This is a genomic window from Streptomyces caelestis (genome assembly GCF_014205255.1).
Taxonomy (GTDB): Bacteria; Actinomycetota; Actinomycetes; order Streptomycetales; family Streptomycetaceae; genus Streptomyces; species Streptomyces caelestis.
The window spans coordinates 8,143,922-8,159,733 of record NZ_JACHNE010000001.1 but is presented as its reverse complement, the minus strand read 5'-3'; the positions used below and the strand labels follow the sequence as shown (position 1 = coordinate 8,159,733).

At 73.3% G+C, this 15,812-nt stretch carries 15 protein-coding genes; 6 read left to right on the top strand and 9 right to left on the bottom strand.

The features are described 5' to 3' along the window. The first annotated feature begins 146 nt into the window (after positions 1–146). Together HDA41_RS36925 and HDA41_RS36920 are read left to right on the top strand one after the other, a co-directional pair. Entirely contained in the window at positions 147–791 is a 645-nt protein-coding gene (locus tag HDA41_RS36925) for a peptide deformylase (protein ID WP_184991861.1), read from the top strand. A 137-nt stretch (positions 792–928) separates the two neighbouring features. Beyond that, the gene (locus tag HDA41_RS36920) at positions 929–2,521 is read left to right on the top strand and encodes an ABC-F family ATP-binding cassette domain-containing protein (protein ID WP_184991859.1); all 1,593 of its coding nucleotides are present in this window, start codon (positions 929–931) and stop codon (positions 2,519–2,521) included. Positions 2,522–2,605: 84 nt separating this feature from the next. Here HDA41_RS36920 and HDA41_RS36915 read toward each other — a convergent pair whose 3' ends face one another. Then, entirely contained in the window at positions 2,606–4,036 is a 1,431-nt protein-coding gene (locus HDA41_RS36915) for a dihydrolipoyl dehydrogenase family protein (protein WP_184991857.1), read from the bottom strand. A gap of 118 nt (positions 4,037–4,154) precedes the next feature. Here HDA41_RS36915 and trxA point away from each other — a divergent pair, with 118 nt between their 5' ends. Next, the gene (gene trxA, locus HDA41_RS36910) at positions 4,155–4,541 is read left to right on the top strand and encodes a thioredoxin (protein ID WP_184991855.1); all 387 of its coding nucleotides are present in this window, start codon (positions 4,155–4,157) and stop codon (positions 4,539–4,541) included. 4 nt (positions 4,542–4,545) lie between these two features. Here trxA and HDA41_RS36905 read toward each other — a convergent pair whose 3' ends face one another. From HDA41_RS36905 to HDA41_RS36895, 3 genes are all read right to left on the bottom strand, one after another. Then, positions 4,546–5,982, bottom strand: coding sequence for a benzaldehyde dehydrogenase (locus HDA41_RS36905; RefSeq protein WP_184991853.1), 1,437 nt, complete (start codon positions 5,980–5,982; stop codon positions 4,546–4,548). Positions 5,983–6,229: 247 nt separating this feature from the next. Further along, positions 6,230–7,279, bottom strand: coding sequence for a LacI family DNA-binding transcriptional regulator (locus HDA41_RS36900; RefSeq protein WP_184991851.1), 1,050 nt, complete (start codon positions 7,277–7,279; stop codon positions 6,230–6,232). Between the two features lie 81 nt (positions 7,280–7,360). Continuing rightward, positions 7,361–8,029: a TetR/AcrR family transcriptional regulator gene (locus HDA41_RS36895; RefSeq protein WP_184991849.1), complete on the bottom strand. Its 669-nt coding sequence runs from the start codon at positions 8,027–8,029 to the stop codon at positions 7,361–7,363. A gap of 130 nt (positions 8,030–8,159) precedes the next feature. On the opposite strand from HDA41_RS36895, the gene HDA41_RS36890 reads away from it, so the two are divergent. After that, a complete protein-coding gene (locus tag HDA41_RS36890) occupies positions 8,160–8,723 on the top strand; it encodes an NAD(P)H-dependent oxidoreductase (protein WP_184991847.1) in 564 nt (187 codons plus the stop codon). Positions 8,724–8,793: 70 nt separating this feature from the next. Here HDA41_RS36890 and HDA41_RS36885 read toward each other — a convergent pair whose 3' ends face one another. Genes HDA41_RS36885 through HDA41_RS36870 form a run of 4 tightly spaced genes read right to left on the bottom strand, consistent with a single transcriptional unit; the run spans position 8,794 to position 13,604 of the window. After that, positions 8,794–9,969, bottom strand: a complete 1,176-nt coding sequence (locus HDA41_RS36885) for an XdhC family protein (RefSeq protein WP_184991844.1) — start codon at positions 9,967–9,969, stop codon at positions 8,794–8,796. Next, positions 9,962–12,076 carry a xanthine dehydrogenase family protein molybdopterin-binding subunit gene (locus HDA41_RS36880; RefSeq protein ID WP_184991842.1) on the bottom strand — a complete coding sequence of 705 codons (2,115 nt, stop codon included), beginning with the start codon at positions 12,074–12,076 and terminating at the stop codon, positions 9,962–9,964. The genes HDA41_RS36885 and HDA41_RS36880 overlap by 8 nt, the downstream gene beginning before the upstream one ends. Then, positions 12,073–13,065, bottom strand: a complete 993-nt coding sequence (locus HDA41_RS36875) for an FAD binding domain-containing protein (protein ID WP_184991841.1) — start codon at positions 13,063–13,065, stop codon at positions 12,073–12,075. The genes HDA41_RS36880 and HDA41_RS36875 overlap by 4 nt, the downstream gene beginning before the upstream one ends. Next, positions 13,062–13,604, bottom strand: a complete 543-nt coding sequence (locus HDA41_RS36870) for a (2Fe-2S)-binding protein (protein ID WP_184991839.1) — start codon at positions 13,602–13,604, stop codon at positions 13,062–13,064. Before HDA41_RS36870 ends, HDA41_RS36875 begins: the two co-directional genes overlap by 4 nt. A gap of 251 nt (positions 13,605–13,855) precedes the next feature. Here HDA41_RS36870 and HDA41_RS36865 point away from each other — a divergent pair, with 251 nt between their 5' ends. After that, positions 13,856–14,428: a TetR/AcrR family transcriptional regulator gene (locus HDA41_RS36865; protein WP_184994048.1), complete on the top strand. Its 573-nt coding sequence runs from the start codon at positions 13,856–13,858 to the stop codon at positions 14,426–14,428. Positions 14,429–14,556: 128 nt separating this feature from the next. On the opposite strand, the gene HDA41_RS36860 is transcribed toward HDA41_RS36865, so the two are convergent. Further along, positions 14,557–15,462 (bottom strand): LysR family transcriptional regulator, encoded by a 906-nt coding sequence (locus HDA41_RS36860; RefSeq protein ID WP_184991838.1) that lies wholly within the window; start codon positions 15,460–15,462, stop codon positions 14,557–14,559. A gap of 116 nt (positions 15,463–15,578) precedes the next feature. On the opposite strand from HDA41_RS36860, the gene HDA41_RS36855 reads away from it, so the two are divergent. Further along, the gene (locus HDA41_RS36855; protein ID WP_184991836.1) at positions 15,579–15,809 is read left to right on the top strand and encodes a hypothetical protein; all 231 of its coding nucleotides are present in this window, start codon (positions 15,579–15,581) and stop codon (positions 15,807–15,809) included. Positions 15,810–15,812 lie beyond the last annotated feature (3 nt).

The window sequence follows — 15,812 nt, the reverse complement described above, 5'->3', positions numbered from 1 at the left end:
GGCTTCTCCGGGGGACGTCTTCTTGGCCGTCGCGGTGTCGTCGGCCGTGGCGGTGCAGTAGTCGGTTCGGCCGGGTGTCCAGTTCCCGGAGGAGGTGTGTGACGTGCGTCACGTGAAGAGGGAGGGTGTCGTGTCATCCTGACGCGATGGGAACTCCGAGCGATCGCGCACCCCTGGCCGAGCGGGTCGAGGAACTCCTCGCCGACGGCGGCCCGTTGACCATCGTGGCGGCCGGCGATCCGGTGCTGCGCCGCGGCACCGAGCCGTACGACGGTCAGCTGGGGCCCGCGCTGCTGGCCCGGTTCGTCGAGGCCCTGCGGGTCACCATGCGCGCGGCGCCCGGGGTGGGTTTGGCGGCGCCGCAGGTCGGTGTGGAGCTGCGGATCGCGGTGCTCGAGGATCCGGCGCCGGTGCCGGAGGAGGTGCGGCGGGCGCGCGGGCGGGTGCCGCAGCCGTTCCGGGTGCTGGTCAATCCCGCCTACGAGCCCGTCGGCCGCGCGCGGGCCGCGTTCTTCGAGGGCTGCCTGAGCATGCCGGGCTGGCAGGCGGTGGTGGCGCGGCCCGCCGAGGTGCGGCTGACCGGGCAGGACGAGCACGGGCACGCGCTGGACGAGGTGTTCACGGGCTGGCCGGCGCGGATCGTGCAGCACGAGACGGACCATCTCGACGGGGTTCTGTATCTGGACCGGGCCGAGACGCGTTCGCTGTCGTCCAACCAGGCGGTGACGCAGCGCTGGGCTCAGCCGACGCCGGAGGAGGCCGCGCGGGCACTCGGCTTCGAGCTGCCGTAGAGCAGGGAAAAAACGAGAGGCGCCCGGCGGGGCGCCTCCGTTACCGTGACGTCCATGTCTACGCCCCGAATCTCCTAGCAACAGGACCCGCTTCCACGCCACCCGTGTGTCCTCTTGCTTGTTCGGAGCGTTTCCTCATGATCACCGTTCGTGACGTCGACGTGCGCGTGGGCGCGCGTCTGCTGCTGTCCGGCGTCTCCTTCCACGTCTCCCCCGGCGACCGCATCGGCCTGGTCGGCCGCAACGGCGCGGGAAAAACGACCCTGTTGCACACCCTGGCGGGTGCCTTGCGGCCCGCCGCCGGGACCGTCGCCCGCACCGGTGACGTCGGCCATCTCCCGCAGGAGTCGCGCGCGGCCGACCAGTCGGTCACCGTCACCGACCGGATCCTGTCCGCGCGCGGCCTGGACCACGCCGTACGGGCGCTGCGCCGCGCCGAGGCCGCGATGGCCGACGGAACGGAGCGGTCGATGAACGCCTACGTACGGGCGGAGGCCGAGTTCCAGGCGCGCGGCGGATACGCGGCCGAGGCGGAGGCCGCCCGGGTCGCCGGCGGGGTCGGACTGCCGGCGGGGCTGATGGACCGGCCGCTGAGCGCCCTGTCGGGTGGTCAGCGACGGCGCGTCGAGCTGGCCCGCATCCTGTTCGCCGGGCACGGCACGCTGCTGCTGGACGAGCCGACGAACCATCTGGACTCGGACTCGGTCGCCTGGCTGCGCGGGTTCCTCTCCGGCCACCAGGGCGGACTCGTGATGATCAGCCACGACACGTCCCTGCTGGCCGGCACCGTGAACCGGGTGTTCCACCTGGACCCGGGACGGGCCGCGCTCGATGTCCACAACACCGGCTGGGACGAGTATCTGGCCCAGCGGGACGCCGACGAGCGGCGACGGGCCCGCGAGCGGGCGAACGCCGAGCGCAAGGCGGCGGCGTTGCACGCCCAGGCCGACAAGATGCGGGCCCGGGTCGCGACCGCGGTGGCCGCGCGGAACATGGCCCGCCGCGCCGACCGGATGCTCGCGGACCTCGAACCGGCCCGGCGCGCCGAGAAGACGGCCAGGATCCGGCTGCCCGAGCCGGCGCCCTGTGGCCGGATCCCGCTCGGCGCGGTCAGCCTGACCAGGTCGTACGGCGGTCAGCAGGTCCTGCGGGGCGTCGACCTCGCCGTCGACCGGGGCAGCCGCCTGGTGGTGCTCGGGCCCAACGGCGCTGGAAAGACAACCCTGTTGCGGATCCTCGCCGGGCAGGACACGCCGGACGGCGGCCGGGTGGTCCACGGGCACGGGCTGCGCCTCGGCTACTTCGCCCAGGAACACGACACGCTGGACCCGGAACTGACGGTGCGTGAGCATCTGGCAGGTGCCGCCCCGCACCTCGCCGACGGCGAAGTCCGCCAGGTCCTGGGCTCGTTCCTGTTCTCCGGCGACGACGCCGGCAAGCGCGTCGGTGTCCTCTCCGGCGGCGAGAAGACCCGGCTCGCCCTGGCGGGCCTGGTGCACTCGGGCGCGAACGTGCTGCTCCTCGACGAGCCCACCAACCACCTCGATCCGGCCTCCCGTGCCGAGGTTCTGGCCGCGGTGGGCAGGTACCCGGGCGCGATCGTCATGGTCACGCACGACGAGGGCGCCGTCGACGCGTTGCGGCCGGACCAGGTGCTGCTGCTGCCGGAGGCGGAGGAGGACCTGTGGAGCGACGAGTACCGGGAGCTGGTGGTGCCCGCGCACGCCTGATCATGCCGGTTCCCGGTCGATCACCGGATGCCCGGGGCTGTCCCGCGCCTGGCGGGACAGCCCCGGGGTCACGGGAGCCTGAGGTCAGGCGTCGCGGTAGGCCTCCAGCAGCCGCAGCCACACCTCGCTGATCGTCGGGTACGAGGGGACGGCGTGCCACAGGCGGCCGACGGGGACCTGACCGGCGACGGCGATCGTGGCGGAGTGGATGAGCTCGCTGACGCCGGGGCCGACGAGGGTCACCCCGCGCAGGATCTCGTCCTCGAGGTCCACGACCATGCGGGCGCGGCCCTTGTAGCCGTCGGCGTACAGGCCCGCGCCCGCGACGGTGGACAGGTCCACGTCGACGGCCTTCACCCGGTGCCCTGCCTGCTCGGCCTCGGCGAGTGACAGGCCGACGGCCGCCGCCTCCGGGTCGGTGAAGACGACCTGGGGGACGGCGGCGTGGTCGGCGGTCGCGGCATGGGCGCCCCACGGCTCGGCGAGGAGGGTCTCGCCGCCGGCCCGCGCGGCGATGGCCGCGCCCGCGATGCGGGCCTGGTACTTGCCCTGGTGGGTGAGGAGGGCGCGCTGGTTGACGTCGCCGACCGCGTAGAGCCAGTCATGGCCGGTGACGCGGAGGCTGTCGTCGACGTCGAGCCAGGTGCCGGGTTCCAGGCCGATCGTCTCCAGGCCGAGGTCGTCGGTTCGGGGTGCGCGGCCGGTCGCGAAGAGGATCTCGTCGGCCTCGACGCGGTCGCCGTTGTCCGTGACGGCGACCACGCTGCCGTTCTCGCGGGTCACCGATTCCACCGACGTGCCGGTGCGGACGTCGGCGCCGGCCTCGGTGAGCGCCTCGGCGACGAGTTCTCCGGCGAAGGGCTCCATCCGGGCGAGCAGGCCCTTGCCGCGCACCAGCATGGTGACCTTCGAGCCGAGGGCCTGCCAGACGGTGGCCATCTCGGCGGCGACGACACCGCCGCCGACGACGACCAGGCGGCCGGGCACGTTCTTGGCGCTGGTGGCCTCCCGGCTGGTCCACGGCCGGACCTCGTCGAGCCCGGGCAGCCCGGGCAGGGCGGCGCGGCTGCCGGTGCAGACGGCGACGGCGTGCCGAGCGGTCAGGACGCGTTCACCACCGTCCGGGCCGGTGACCGTCACCGTGCGCGGGCCGGTGAGGCGGCCGTGTCCGCGGTACAGGTCGGCGCCGATGCTGTCGAGCCATCCGACCTGCCCGTCGTCCTTCCAGTTCGAGGTGTAGTAGTCCCGGTGGGCGAGGACCGCGGGGGCGTCGAGGGGGCCCTGCACCGACTGGCTCAGGCCCGGCACGCGGCGGGCGTCCGCGCGGGCGATGACCGGCCGCAGCAGGGCCTTGCTGGGCATGCACGCCCAGTACGAGCACTCGCCGCCGACCAGTTCGCTCTCCACGACCGCGGTGGTCAGACCGGCCGCGCGGGTGCGGTCGGCGACGTTCTCCCCCACGGGCCCGGCCCCGAGCACCACGACGTCGTACGCGTTGGTTTCCGTTTCCGTCATGGGGTCAGTCTGGTGGGTGGTGTGCGCGCCGGCCACACGGGTAGGGGCGCGGAATACGTACCAGGTCGGCCGTGTTGTGCCGACGGCTTGACCCACATCAGGAAGAGGGATTGACGCCATGAGCAGCACCGTGGAGCTCACCAAGGAGAACTTCGACCAGACGGTCACGGACAACGAGTTCGTCCTGATCGACTTCTGGGCGTCCTGGTGCGGGCCGTGCAAGCAGTTCGCGCCGGTCTACGAGAAGGCGGCGGAGGAGAACCCGGACCTCGTGTTCGGCAAGGTGGACACCGAGGCGCAGCCGGAGCTGGCCGCGGCCTTCGGTATCCAGTCGATTCCCACGCTGATGATCGTCCGTGACCAGGTCGCCGTGTTCGCCCAGCCGGGCGCCCTGCCCGAGGCCGCCCTGACGGACGTCATCGGGCAGGCCCGGAACCTCGACATGGACGAGGTCCGCAAGGCGGTCGCCGAGCAGCAGGCCCAGGAGAGCCAGCAGGCCGGCTAGGACCCTAGAACGGGTACGGAGCCACGTCTCCGCGTACCGTCGTCCAGCGCAGTTCGGTGAAGGCCTCCAGGTTGGCCTCGCCGCCGAAGCGGGCGCCGGTGCCGGAGGCGGCCACTCCACCGAAGGGCGCCACGGCCTCGTCGTTGACGGTCTGGTCGTTGATGTGGACGATGCCGGTCGGTATGCGCTCGGCGAGGTCCAGGCCGCGGGCCGTGTCGCGGGTGATGATGCCCAGGGAGAGTCCGAAGGGGCTCTGTGCGGCCAGGGCCGCCGCCTCGTCGGCGGTGGTGAAGGAGCGTACGGGCGCGACGGGGCCGAAGACCTCCTCCGCGTACGCCGGGGTGTGGTCGTCGACGTGGGCGAGGACCGTGGGCCGGTAGAAGAGCCGGTCGTGGGTGCCGCCCGCGGCGAGCTTGGCGCCCGCGGCCTTGCTGGACTCGACCAGGCCGCTGATCTTGGCCAGTTGGCCCGAGTCGATGATCGGGCCGAGGTGGACCTGTTCGCGGTACGGGTCGCCGACGGCGAGTGAGTCCGCCTTGGCGGCGAGCCGCTCGACGTACTCGTCGTACAGGGACGCGTGCACGAGGTGGCGTCCGGTCGTCATGCAGATCTGGCCCTGGTGGAAGAACGAGCCCCAGGCGGCGGTGGAGATCACCGCGTCGAGGTCGGCGTCGGGCAGCACGATCATGGCCGAGTTGCCGCCGAGTTCCAGGTGGGCCCGCTTGAGGTGGCGGCCGGCGGCCTCGCCCACGGCCCGCCCGGCGGGGGTGGAGCCGGTGAAGGAGATGACCGGCACGCGCGGGTCGGCGACCAGGGCCTGTCCGGCGTCGGGGCCGCCGGGGAGCACGTGCAGCAGGTCCTGAGGCAGGCCCGCGGCGGCGAAGACCGCGGCGAGGGACAGCCCTCCGCACACGGCGGTGCGCGGGTCGGGCTTCAGGACGACCGCGTTGCCGAGGGCCAGAGCCGGTGCGACGGAGCGGATGGACAGGATCAGCGGGGCGTTGAACGGGGAGATCACGCCCACCACACCGGCCGGGACGCGGCGCGTGTACGACAGGCGCGGCGCCTCGCTGGGCAGGACCTGGCCGGCCGGGCGGGAGGCGAGCGCGGCGGCCTCGTAGCATTCCTGGGCGGCGACGTGCAGTTCGAAGTCGGCCTTGCCGGGGACGGATCCGGATTCGCGGACGAGCCACTCGCGCAGTTCGGTGGCGTGGGCCGTGAACAGGTCGCCGGCCCTGCGGAGCACGGCGGCCCGGGCGAAGTGCGGGGCGCGGGCCCACTCGCGCTGGGCGGCGGCGGCCCTCCCGGCGGCGGCGCCGACGTCCTCGGGGGTGGCGAGGGCGAGGCTGCCGAGGGCTTGGCCGGTGGCGGGCTCGGTGACGGTGTACCCGGGCCCCGTCAGGGTCTGGGACTGCCAGGTCCTGGTGTCGAGCAACGGCATGACGGCTCTCCGATCGATCGGTCACCGGCTGACGGGGTGGGCGCAACTCCCGTGCGTATGCGGCCGGTTCGGCGGTCATAGGGCGGGACACACCGACCGGGCCGCGGCCGTGCGTGCCGACGGCCCGCGTTCGTACGCGCCCCGATTTTGTTGAGCATGCAACATCTTAGTCATGCCGCAGGACGGCGAGCGGCCGATCGCCCTCTGTTCCGGCCGCGCCATCCGGACCAACCGCCACGGAGCCGGGTCAACTCGACTCGCGGTGCAGCACCGTGGCGCCCAGCACCTTGTGCGTCTCGGGCTCGGTCCCGGGATTGCGCACGGCGCGGTCGACCAGTTCGGCGAGTTCACGGCCGGAGGGCAGTTCCAGGCGGACCGTACTGAGCCGCGGCCGCAGCAGCCGGCCGAGCATCAGATCGTCGGCGCCGATCACGGCCGTCTCCTCGGGGATGCGGATGCCCTCGTCCTGCAGGGCCCGCATGAGCAGCATCGCGTACTCGTCGTTGTAGGTGAACACGGCGTCCAGACCGAGACCGCGCCAGCGGGCGGCGAGCCGCGCTGCGGCCTGCTCGTCGTACGCGAGGGGCAGTTCGGTCACGGTGGCGTCGGTGCCCCGCAGGGACTGGCGCACCCCGTCGAGCCGGGGCGCGGAGAACGCCTCGAGGCCGGGTTCCTGCGGGACGACGACGCCGATGCGGCGCCTGCCGCGGTCGTGGAGGTGAGAGCCGGCGCTGTGGCCGACCACGTCGTGGTCCATGAGCAGGGCGTGCGCGCCCTCGATGGTCTCGGGGCCGAGGGTGACCACGGCCCGCGCCCCCGACCGCTTGAGCACCGCCGCTCCGCGCGGGCCGAGCCCGGAACCGGGCACGAGCACGGCCACGGGCCGCAACTCCGCCCAGGCGCGGGCGGCTTCGTCGCCGTGCGGGCCGCCGGTGCCGTACTGCACGACCGTGTAGTCCAGGCTGCCGAGCGCACCCTGGAGGTCGGTGAGGAACCGGTTGTAGAGCGGGCCGACGGGGAAGGTCGGGGCGGGGATCAGGACCATACGGCTGTGCCCGGCGCGCAGGGTGCGGGCCGCCGCGTGCGGGACGTACCCGAGTTCCTTCGCGGCCTCGTGGACCCGGTGGCGGGTGGGCTCGCTGATCCGTACGGCGCTGGTGTTGTTGAGGACGTAGGAGACGGTCGCGCGCGAGACGCCGGCCAGGCGGGCCACGTCGGCGCTCGTGGGCACGGAGCGCGACGGTGCGGGGGGCGGGGGCGCGGGCGTTTTCGGTATCTGCACCATGACGTACGGCATCTTGGCAGAAGCCCCAATGCGCCTCTCAGGCGGGGGAGTTGTGAGGGAGCCGTGAGCGGTCACGGGGCCCCGCACGCGCACTCAGCCGCCCGTGGCCGTGCCCGTCACCCGGTCGACGAGGTCGACCCAGGCGTTTTCCAGACGGGCCAGGGGTGTCCCGCACTGCCGGGTCAGATGGTGGATCAGGGCCGGGTCGAGCTGGCCCATCAGGGTGTGGGAGAGCAGTTCGCAGTCCGCTTTCGGGACGACCTGTCGCAGCAGCATGGCCACGTGGTGGCGCAGCACCCGGCGGGGCGGGGTGGTGAAGCGGCGGCTGGCGCCCGGCTCGGCAGCCAGTTGCAGCTCCAGTTCGTCGGTGGAGCGGCGCAGCATCGCGCAGCCGAACGCCCGCAGCCGCTCCACTGGTGGCGCTCCGGGGCCGAGCGGGGGCGGCCCGGTGAGGAAGGCGGCCTGGAACTTCTTCTCGGAGTGATCGAGCAGCGCCGCCAGCAGACCGGTGCGGTCGCCGAACCGGCGGAAGACCGTGCCCTTGCCCACACGGGCCTCGGCGGCCACCGCCTCCATCGTGACGGCGTCCGCGCCGCGCTCCGCCACCAGCCGCGCGGCGGCCTCCAGCAGCCGGGCCCGGTTGCGCGCGGCGTCGGCCCGCAGGCAGGGCGCGTCGGGCTCCAGGACGGTGCCGAGCTGGAGCAGCTCGGGGTGGTCGACGGACTCCTGGGGCGTCGGGAAGGGCGGCGGGAGGGTGGACATGAAGCCAGCGTAAAGCATCGGGAACAGAACTGGACCGGGGTCCGTTTAAGATGCTAGAACATTAAACGGACCCCGGTCCGGATCGTTACGGCAGTGTTTCGGAGCCGTTCTTCACTACGTGGGAGTCAGCATGTCTGTTCGCATCCTCGCGCTCGTCGGCAGCCTTCGTGCCGGTTCGCACAATCGCCAGCTCGCCGAGGCCGCCGTCAAGCTCGCACCCGAGGGTGCCGAGGTGGAGCTGTTCGAGGGGCTGGCCGAGATCCCCTTCTACAACGAGGACATCGACGTGGAGGGCACCGTTCCGGCCGCCGCCGCCCGGCTGCGTGAGGCCGCCTCCGCCGCCGACGCCCTGATCCTGTTCACGCCCGAGTACAACGGCACCATCCCGGCCGTCCTGAAGAACGCCATCGACTGGCTGTCCCGCCCGTACGGTGCCGGCGCCCTCAGCGGCAAGCCGGTCGCCGTGGTCGGCACCGCGTTCGGCCAGTACGGCGGCGTCTGGGCGCACGACGAGACCCGCAAGTCCGTGGGCGTGGCCGGCGGCAAGGTGCTGGAGGACGTCAAGCTGTCCATCCCCGGCTCGATGACCCGCTTCGCCGAGACGCACCCGGCCGACGACGCCGAGGTCGCCGCGCAGCTGACCGAGGTCATCGCCCGTCTGCACGGCGACGCCACGGAGCAGGCCGCTGCCTGATCCGCTCTCGCGCGGTGCCGCGGAGGGGCCGAGGCCGTCACCGGCCGCGGCCCCTCCGGCGTGTCGTCGCTCAGACCGGTTGCGGCAGCTGCCCGGGCGCCCGCTCGTCCCGGTGGATCGGAGTGTCCGATCCGGTGAGCGGCCGGCCCGTGCCGCCGTGCCTCGCGGCGATGATCTCCGCCGCGATGGACAGGGCGGTCTCCTCGGGCGTACGGGCGCCCAGGTCGAGCCCGATGGGTGACCTGAGCCGGGCCAGCTCGCGCTCGCTCACGCCCGCCTCCCGAAGCCGCCGGTCGCGGTCCTCGTGGGTGCGGCGGGAGCCCATGGCGCCGACGTAGGCGACGGGCAGCCGCAGGGCTTCGGCCAGCAGGGGGATGTCGAACTTGGCGTCGTGGGTGAGCACGCACAGGACGGTCCGCGCGTCGGTGTCCGTCCGCCGCAGGTAGCGGTGGGGCCAGTCGACGACGATCTCGTCGGCCTCGGGGAAGCGGACCCGGGTCGCGAAGACGGGGCGGGCGTCGCACACGGTGACGTGGTAGCCGAGGAACTTGCCCGCCCGTACGAGGGCGGCGGAGAAGTCGATCGCCCCGAAGACGATCATGCGGGGCGCGGGGACGGCCGACTCGACGAGCAGGGTGAGACCGCCCGGGCAGTGCGAGCCTCCCCCAGACTCCGTCCGGGGGGACCCCCATCTCGCTCCGTTCGCGGAGACCTCGACCGTGCCGGTGCGGCCGTCGGCGAGCAGGGCGCCGGCCTGGGCGATCGCCGTGCGGTCCAGGCCGGGGTGGCCGCCGAGGCCGCCCTCGTGCGTGCCGTCGGGTCGTACGAGCACCGCCCGGCCGAGGAGGCCGGCCGGACCGTGGACCACTCGGGCGAGCGCCACCGGCTCGCCGCGGGCGGCGGCCGACAGCGCGGCGGCCTGGGCCGTCCGGCCGGCGTCGTACGGGGTGATCATGATGTCGATCGTTCCGCCGCAGGTCAGTCCGACCGCGAAGGCGTCCTCGTCGCTGTAGCCGAACCGCTCGACACGGGTCTCGCCGTCCTGGAGGGCCTGGAGGCACAGGTCGTACACCGCGCCCTCCACACACCCTCCGGAGACCGAGCCGACGGCCGTGCCGTCGGCGGAGACGGCCAGGGCGGCGCCGGGAGGGCGCGGGGCGCTGCCGCCGACGGCGACGACCGTGGCGACGGCGAAGTCCCGGCCCTCCTCGATCCACTCGTGCAGCTGCCCGGCGAGGTCAAGCATCGCCGCCCGCCGTCAGGACACGGTCCGGGCGGATGGGCAGGTGGCGGTGGCGGACGCCGGTCGCGTGCCACACGGCGTTGGCGACCGCCGCGGCGGCGCCCACGATGCCCACCTCGCCGATGCCCTTGATGCCGACCGGGTCGTCCGGGTCGGGGTCGTCGACCCAGTCGGCCTCGACGTGCGGGATGTCGGCGTGCGCGGCGACGTGGTAGCCGGCGAGGTCGGCGCCGTAGACGCCGCCCGTGGCCCGGTCCCGGACGGCTTCCTCGTGCAGCGCCATCGAGATGCCCCAGATCATGCCGCCGACGAGCTGGTTGCGGGCGGTGAGCGGGTTGACGATCCGGCCGGCCGCGAAGATGCCCAGCATGCGGCGCACCCGGACCTCGCCGGTGGCCGGGTCCACGGCGACCTCGGCGAACTGCGCCCCGAAGGAGTGCCGTTCCTTCTGGGCGAGGGCGCCGATGGCCTCGGCCGTGTTCGACCGTACGGTGATGCCCTCCGGCGGAATGTCGGCGCCCGGCGCGAGGCTCTGCCGCAGCTTGTCGGCGGCGGCCGTGACGGCCCATGCCCAGGAGCGGGTGCCCGCCGAGCCGCCGGCGATCATCGCCGGACCCAGGTCGCTGTCCGCGATGCGCACCCGGACGCGGTCCGTCGTGACTCCCAGCGCGTCGGCGGCCACCAGCGTGAGCGCGGTCCGGGCGCCGGTGCCGATGTCCGCGGCGTTGATCCCCACCGTGAAGGTGCCGTCCGCCTCCGCGGTGACGGCGGCCGTGGAGGGCATGGCTCCCGCCGGGAAGGAGGCGGCGGCGGTGCCGGTGCCGAGCAGCCAGCGGCCGTCGCGGCGCACTCCGGGGCGCGGGTCGCGCTCCGCCCAGCCGAACCTGCGGGCGCCTTCCCGGAAGCAGGCGATCAGGTTGCGGCTGCTGAACGGCAGCCCGGACACCGGGCCCACCGCGGGCTCGTTGCGCAGGCGCAGCTCGATCGGGTCGATGCCGCACCGCTCGGCGAGCTCGTCGAGCGCCGACTCCAGCGCGAACGAGCCGGGCGCCTCCCCGGGGGCGCGCATCCAGGTCGGGGTCGGCACGTCGAGCCGCACGATCCGGCTGGCCGTGTGATGCGCGTCGGCGTCGTACATCGCCCGGCCCGCGACGGCGCTCGGCTCCACGAACTCGTGCACGGACGAGGTCATGTTCAGGGACTGGTGCTCCAGGGCGCGCAGGCGCCCGCCCGCGTCGGCGCCGAGCCTGACCCGCTGCACCGTGGGGCTGCGGTAGCCGGCGAGCGAGAACATCTGCCGGCGGGTCATGACGACCCTGACCGGGCGTCGCAGAACGGTCGCGGCCATCACGGCGGCCACCTGGTGCGCACGGGCACCCTTGCTGCCGAAGCCGCCGCCGACGTGCTCGGAGCGCACCCGCACGGAGGCCGGGTCGAGGGAGAACAGGTTCGCGAGTTCGCCCGCGACCCAGGTGGTGCCCTGGTTGGAGTCGACGACCTGGAGCCGGCCGCCCTCCCACAGGGCCGTCGCGGCGTGCGGCTCCATCGGGTTGTGGTGTTCCTCCGGAGTGGTGTACTCCGCGTCCACCACGACGGCGGAGGAGGCGAGTTGGGCCTCCACGTCGCCCTTCTCCATCACACCCGGCGCATGGCCGTCGACCGGGTACGCCTCGGTCTGCCGCTCGGCGGAGAACGCGACGTCGTGCGGCTCCTGGTCGTACGTCACCACGAGGGCCTCGGCGGCCTCCCTGGCCTGCTCGGACGTCTCGGCGACGACCAGCGCCACCGGCCAGCCCATGTGGATCACCCGGTCGTGCTGGAAGAGGGCGACGCTCGGGTCCGGCGGGACGCCCAGCAGGCCGATGTAGTCGCTGTCGACGCGCGGGGCGTTGTGGTGGTGGAGCACGGTGAGCACACCGGGCATGGCGAGGACGGGTTCGGTGTCCAGGGCGCGGACGCGGCCGCGGGCGACGGTGGACAGGACCAGCCAGCCGTGGGCGAGTTCCGCGAAGGGGATCTCGGCGGCGTAGCGGGCCGCTCCGGTGACCTTGTCGCGGCCTTCCACGCGGGTGTGCGCCGTGCCGACGGAGCCTTGGGCGGCGGTGGTCATCGGGTGGCCTCCTCGGCGAGTTCGCTCAAGCCGGCCACGACGAGGTTGCGCATCAGGGTCACCTTGTATCCGTTGTGGGGCAGCGGGGTCGCCTGGGCCAGTTCGGCGTCCGCGGCGGCCGCGAAGTGCTCGGCGTCGGCCGGGGCGCCGAGCAGGGCGCGCTCGGCCGTGCGGGCCCGCCAGGGGCGGGAGGCGACCGCTCCGAAGGCCAGGCGGACATCCCGTACGACACCGTCCTCGACGTCGAGCGCGGCGGCGATCGAACCGATGGCGAAGGCGTACGAGGCGCGCTCGCGCACCTTGCGGTAGCGGGAGTTGGCGGCCACCTGGGTGGGCGGCAGGGTGACGCCGGTGATCAGCGCACCCGGCGGCAGGGCCGTCTCCAGGTGCGGCGTCTCCCCCACCGGCAGGTAGAAGTCGGCGAGCGGCAACTCACCGGGGCCGTCCGCCGTTTCGTAGGACACGGTCGCGTCGAAGGCGGCGAGCGCCACGCCCATGTCGGAGGGGTGTGTGGCCACGCAGTGGTCGGAGGCGCCCAGGATGGCGTGATTGTGGTGCTCACCGGTGACGGCGGGGCAGCCGCTGCCGGGGTTGCGTTTGTTGCAGGCGGAGGTGATGTCGGAGAAGTAGCCGCAGCGGGTGCGCTGGAGCAGGTTCCCGCCGACGGTGGCCATGTTGCGCAGCTGCCCGGAGGCGCCGGCCAGCACCGCCTGTGCCAACGCCGGGTAGTGGAGGCGGACTTCGGGGTGCGCGGCGAGGTCGCTGTTGGTGACGGTCGCGCCGATGCGCAGCCCGCCGTCGCCGGTCGGATCGATGCGGTTCAGGGGCAGGTCGCGGACGTCGACCAGCCGGGCGGGCCGCTCGACGCCGGTCTTCATCAGGTCGACGAGGTTGGTACCGCCGCCCAGGAAACGGGCTTCCCCGTCGCCGTCGAGCAGCGCCACCGCGCCGGAGACGTCATAGGCGCGCTGGTAGCCGAACTCCCTCATGCCGCCGCTCCCTTGGTCTCGGCGGCCCGGGCCACGGCCTGGACGATCGACACGTAGGCGCCGCAGCGGCAGAGGTTGCCGCTCATCCGCTCCCGGATCTCCTCCGGGGTCAGCGGTGGCGGCCCCGCCTCGGGCCGTATGTCGTCGGTGGCGGCGCTGGGCCAGCCCGCCGCGTGCTCCTCGATCACGGCGACGGCCGAGCAGATCTGGCCCGGCGTGCAGTAACCGCACTGGAATCCGTCGAGGTCGAGGAACGCCTGCTGCACCGGGTGCAGTTGATCGCCTTCGGCCACGCCCTCGATGGTGGTGATCTCACGCCCCTCGGCCGCCACGGCGAGCTGGAGGCAGGACACGGCCCGGCGGCCGTCGACCAGGACCGTGCAGGCACCGCACTGGCCCTGGTCGCAGCCCTTCTTCGTGCCGGTCAGATCGAGGCGCTCGCGCAGGGCGTCGAGCAGGGTGGTGCGATGATCGACGGTCAGCGTGTACTTCTCGCCGTTGACGGACAGGGTGAGGTCGCTGGACGTCGATGGTGGCATGGAAGCCTTCTTTCTCACGTCGCCAGGTCAGCAGGCAGGAGTCGTGGGTGGCGGGGCCGGTTCGTGGCGGTGCAGGATGCGGGGCGGGTCTGCCGCGGCACGGCCGTCCCGGGCTGTCCGCACGGGCGTCCCGCCGATACGATGGAGCAAGCGGACAGTTGTCCGTTACCCGGAAACGTAACGGACAACTGTCCGCTTAACAAGGGCCGGGTTTCGGCCAAGGACCGCGAGGAGGGCGAGTGCCGGAGAAGGTGCCGCAGAAGAAGGACGCTCCTCTGCGCTCGGACGCGCAACGCAACCGCGAGCGCATCCTGGAAGTCGCGCTGATGGAACTGACGCGCGCGGCGGACGCTCCGCTGAGCGCGATCGCCAAGAAGGCGGGCGTCGGGCAGGGGACCTTCTACCGCCACTTCCCCAGCCGTGAGGCGCTCGTCATGGAGATCTACCGGCACGAGATGCAGCAGGTCGCCGAGACCGCGGCACCGCTGCTGGAGAGCCGGGAACCCGACCAGGCGCTGCGCGAATGGCTGGACCGTTGCGCGCGGTTCGCCATGACGAAGGCCGGCCTGGCCGACGCGCTCCGCCAGGCCACCAGCGCGTGTGGGACGAAGCCGGCCCACACCCCGCTGACCGAGGCGGCCGAACTCCTCCTCCGCGCCAACGAGAAGGCCGGCACCATCCGCCCGGGCATCACCGCGGACGACCTCTTCCTCACCATCGGCGGCCTCTGGACGATCGACCCCCACACCGACTGGCAACCACGCGCCACCCGCCTGCTGGACCTCGTCATGGACGCGCTACGGGTGGGGGCGCCCGGGCGGTGAAGGGGCGGGGCTGCACGGGGCGGACGGCCGAGGGACGGCGGAGGTTCAGGCACACCCGGCCTGACCGTCGCCGTCCGCGGGTGGGGGTTGTTCGCGCAGATCCCCGCGCCCCTGAGTTGCTCAGCGCCTCAGGCGACAGCGGTCGGGGCCAGTTCTTGTAGTTCCTGGAGGGCCGCCGCCACCGCCGGGCGGGCGTGGCCGCCGCCGCGGGTGCAGGTCAGGAGCTTGCGGTGGGGGTTGCCCTCGCAGCGCACCCGGGTGATCGGGAGATGGGGCGTCAGATGCGCGAGGCGGGGGATGAGGGCGACGCCGAGCCCGTGCGCGACGAGGTGGGCGGCGGCGTTCCAGTCCAGGGTGTGATGGACGACGCCGGGGCTGAATCCGGCCGCACCGCAGGCGGACAGGACGTGCGTGCGGCAGGAACTCTCCTCCACCGGCGCGATCCACGCCTCGTGTGCTGCCTCCGCGAGATGGACCCGGGACCGTCCGGCCAGCCGGTGCCCGTCGGGGACGACCAGGTCGAACGGGTCGTCGAGCAACGGCTGCTGGTCGAACCGCGCGTCGCTCAGCGGCGGGTTGTGCGGGGTGGACTCGACGATCGCCAGGTCGATGTCCCCCTCGAAGAGGAGGTCGAAGCTCTCCGGGACGCCCGCCTCGGTGATCCGTACGGACAGCCGCGGGTGCCGCTCCCCCAGCCGGGCCGCCATCGGCGCCAGCAGCACCGAGATGGCCACGGGGAAGCCCGTCACACGCAACACCCCGGACGGCGCCCCGTGGTCCGCCCGCAGATCGAGTTCCGCCTGGTCCCAGCGGGCCTGGATCGCGTCGGCGTGCGCCAGCAGGCTCTCGGCGGCCGGAGTGAGACGGACCCCGCGCCCCTGCGGCTCCAGCAGGTCGACGCCCAGGTCGCGGGCGAGCTGCCGGATCTGCTGGGAGGCGGCGGACGGGGTGAAGTGCAGGGCCCGGGCGGCCGCGGTGACCGTGCCGTAGTGGGCGACCGCCCTCAGGACGTGCAGCCGGCGCAGATCAATCATGAAGCTCAAGCTTCACAATGACGTCCACAAAGTCAACCTGGACGTGTACGGAGACTTCGACGCACCCTGGCTGTGTCGCGACGGACAACCAGCCAGGACGTACGAGGAGTCAAGACATGATCAGCACCACCGGCACCGTCTGCCCGCACTGCGGCTGGCCGGACGGAGGCGAGCCGTTCCAGGTGCTGTCCCGGCACACCACCGCGACGGGCCGCACGGAGTGGACGCGGTGCGGATGCGGCTCGCTCCAGGTCCGGGTCGTCGACGGCGGCGGCATGCGCGTCGTCTCGCGCAGCGTGCCGGCGTCGGGGTCCGCTGCGGCTCGCTCGGGTACGGCGAGCCGCTGAGTG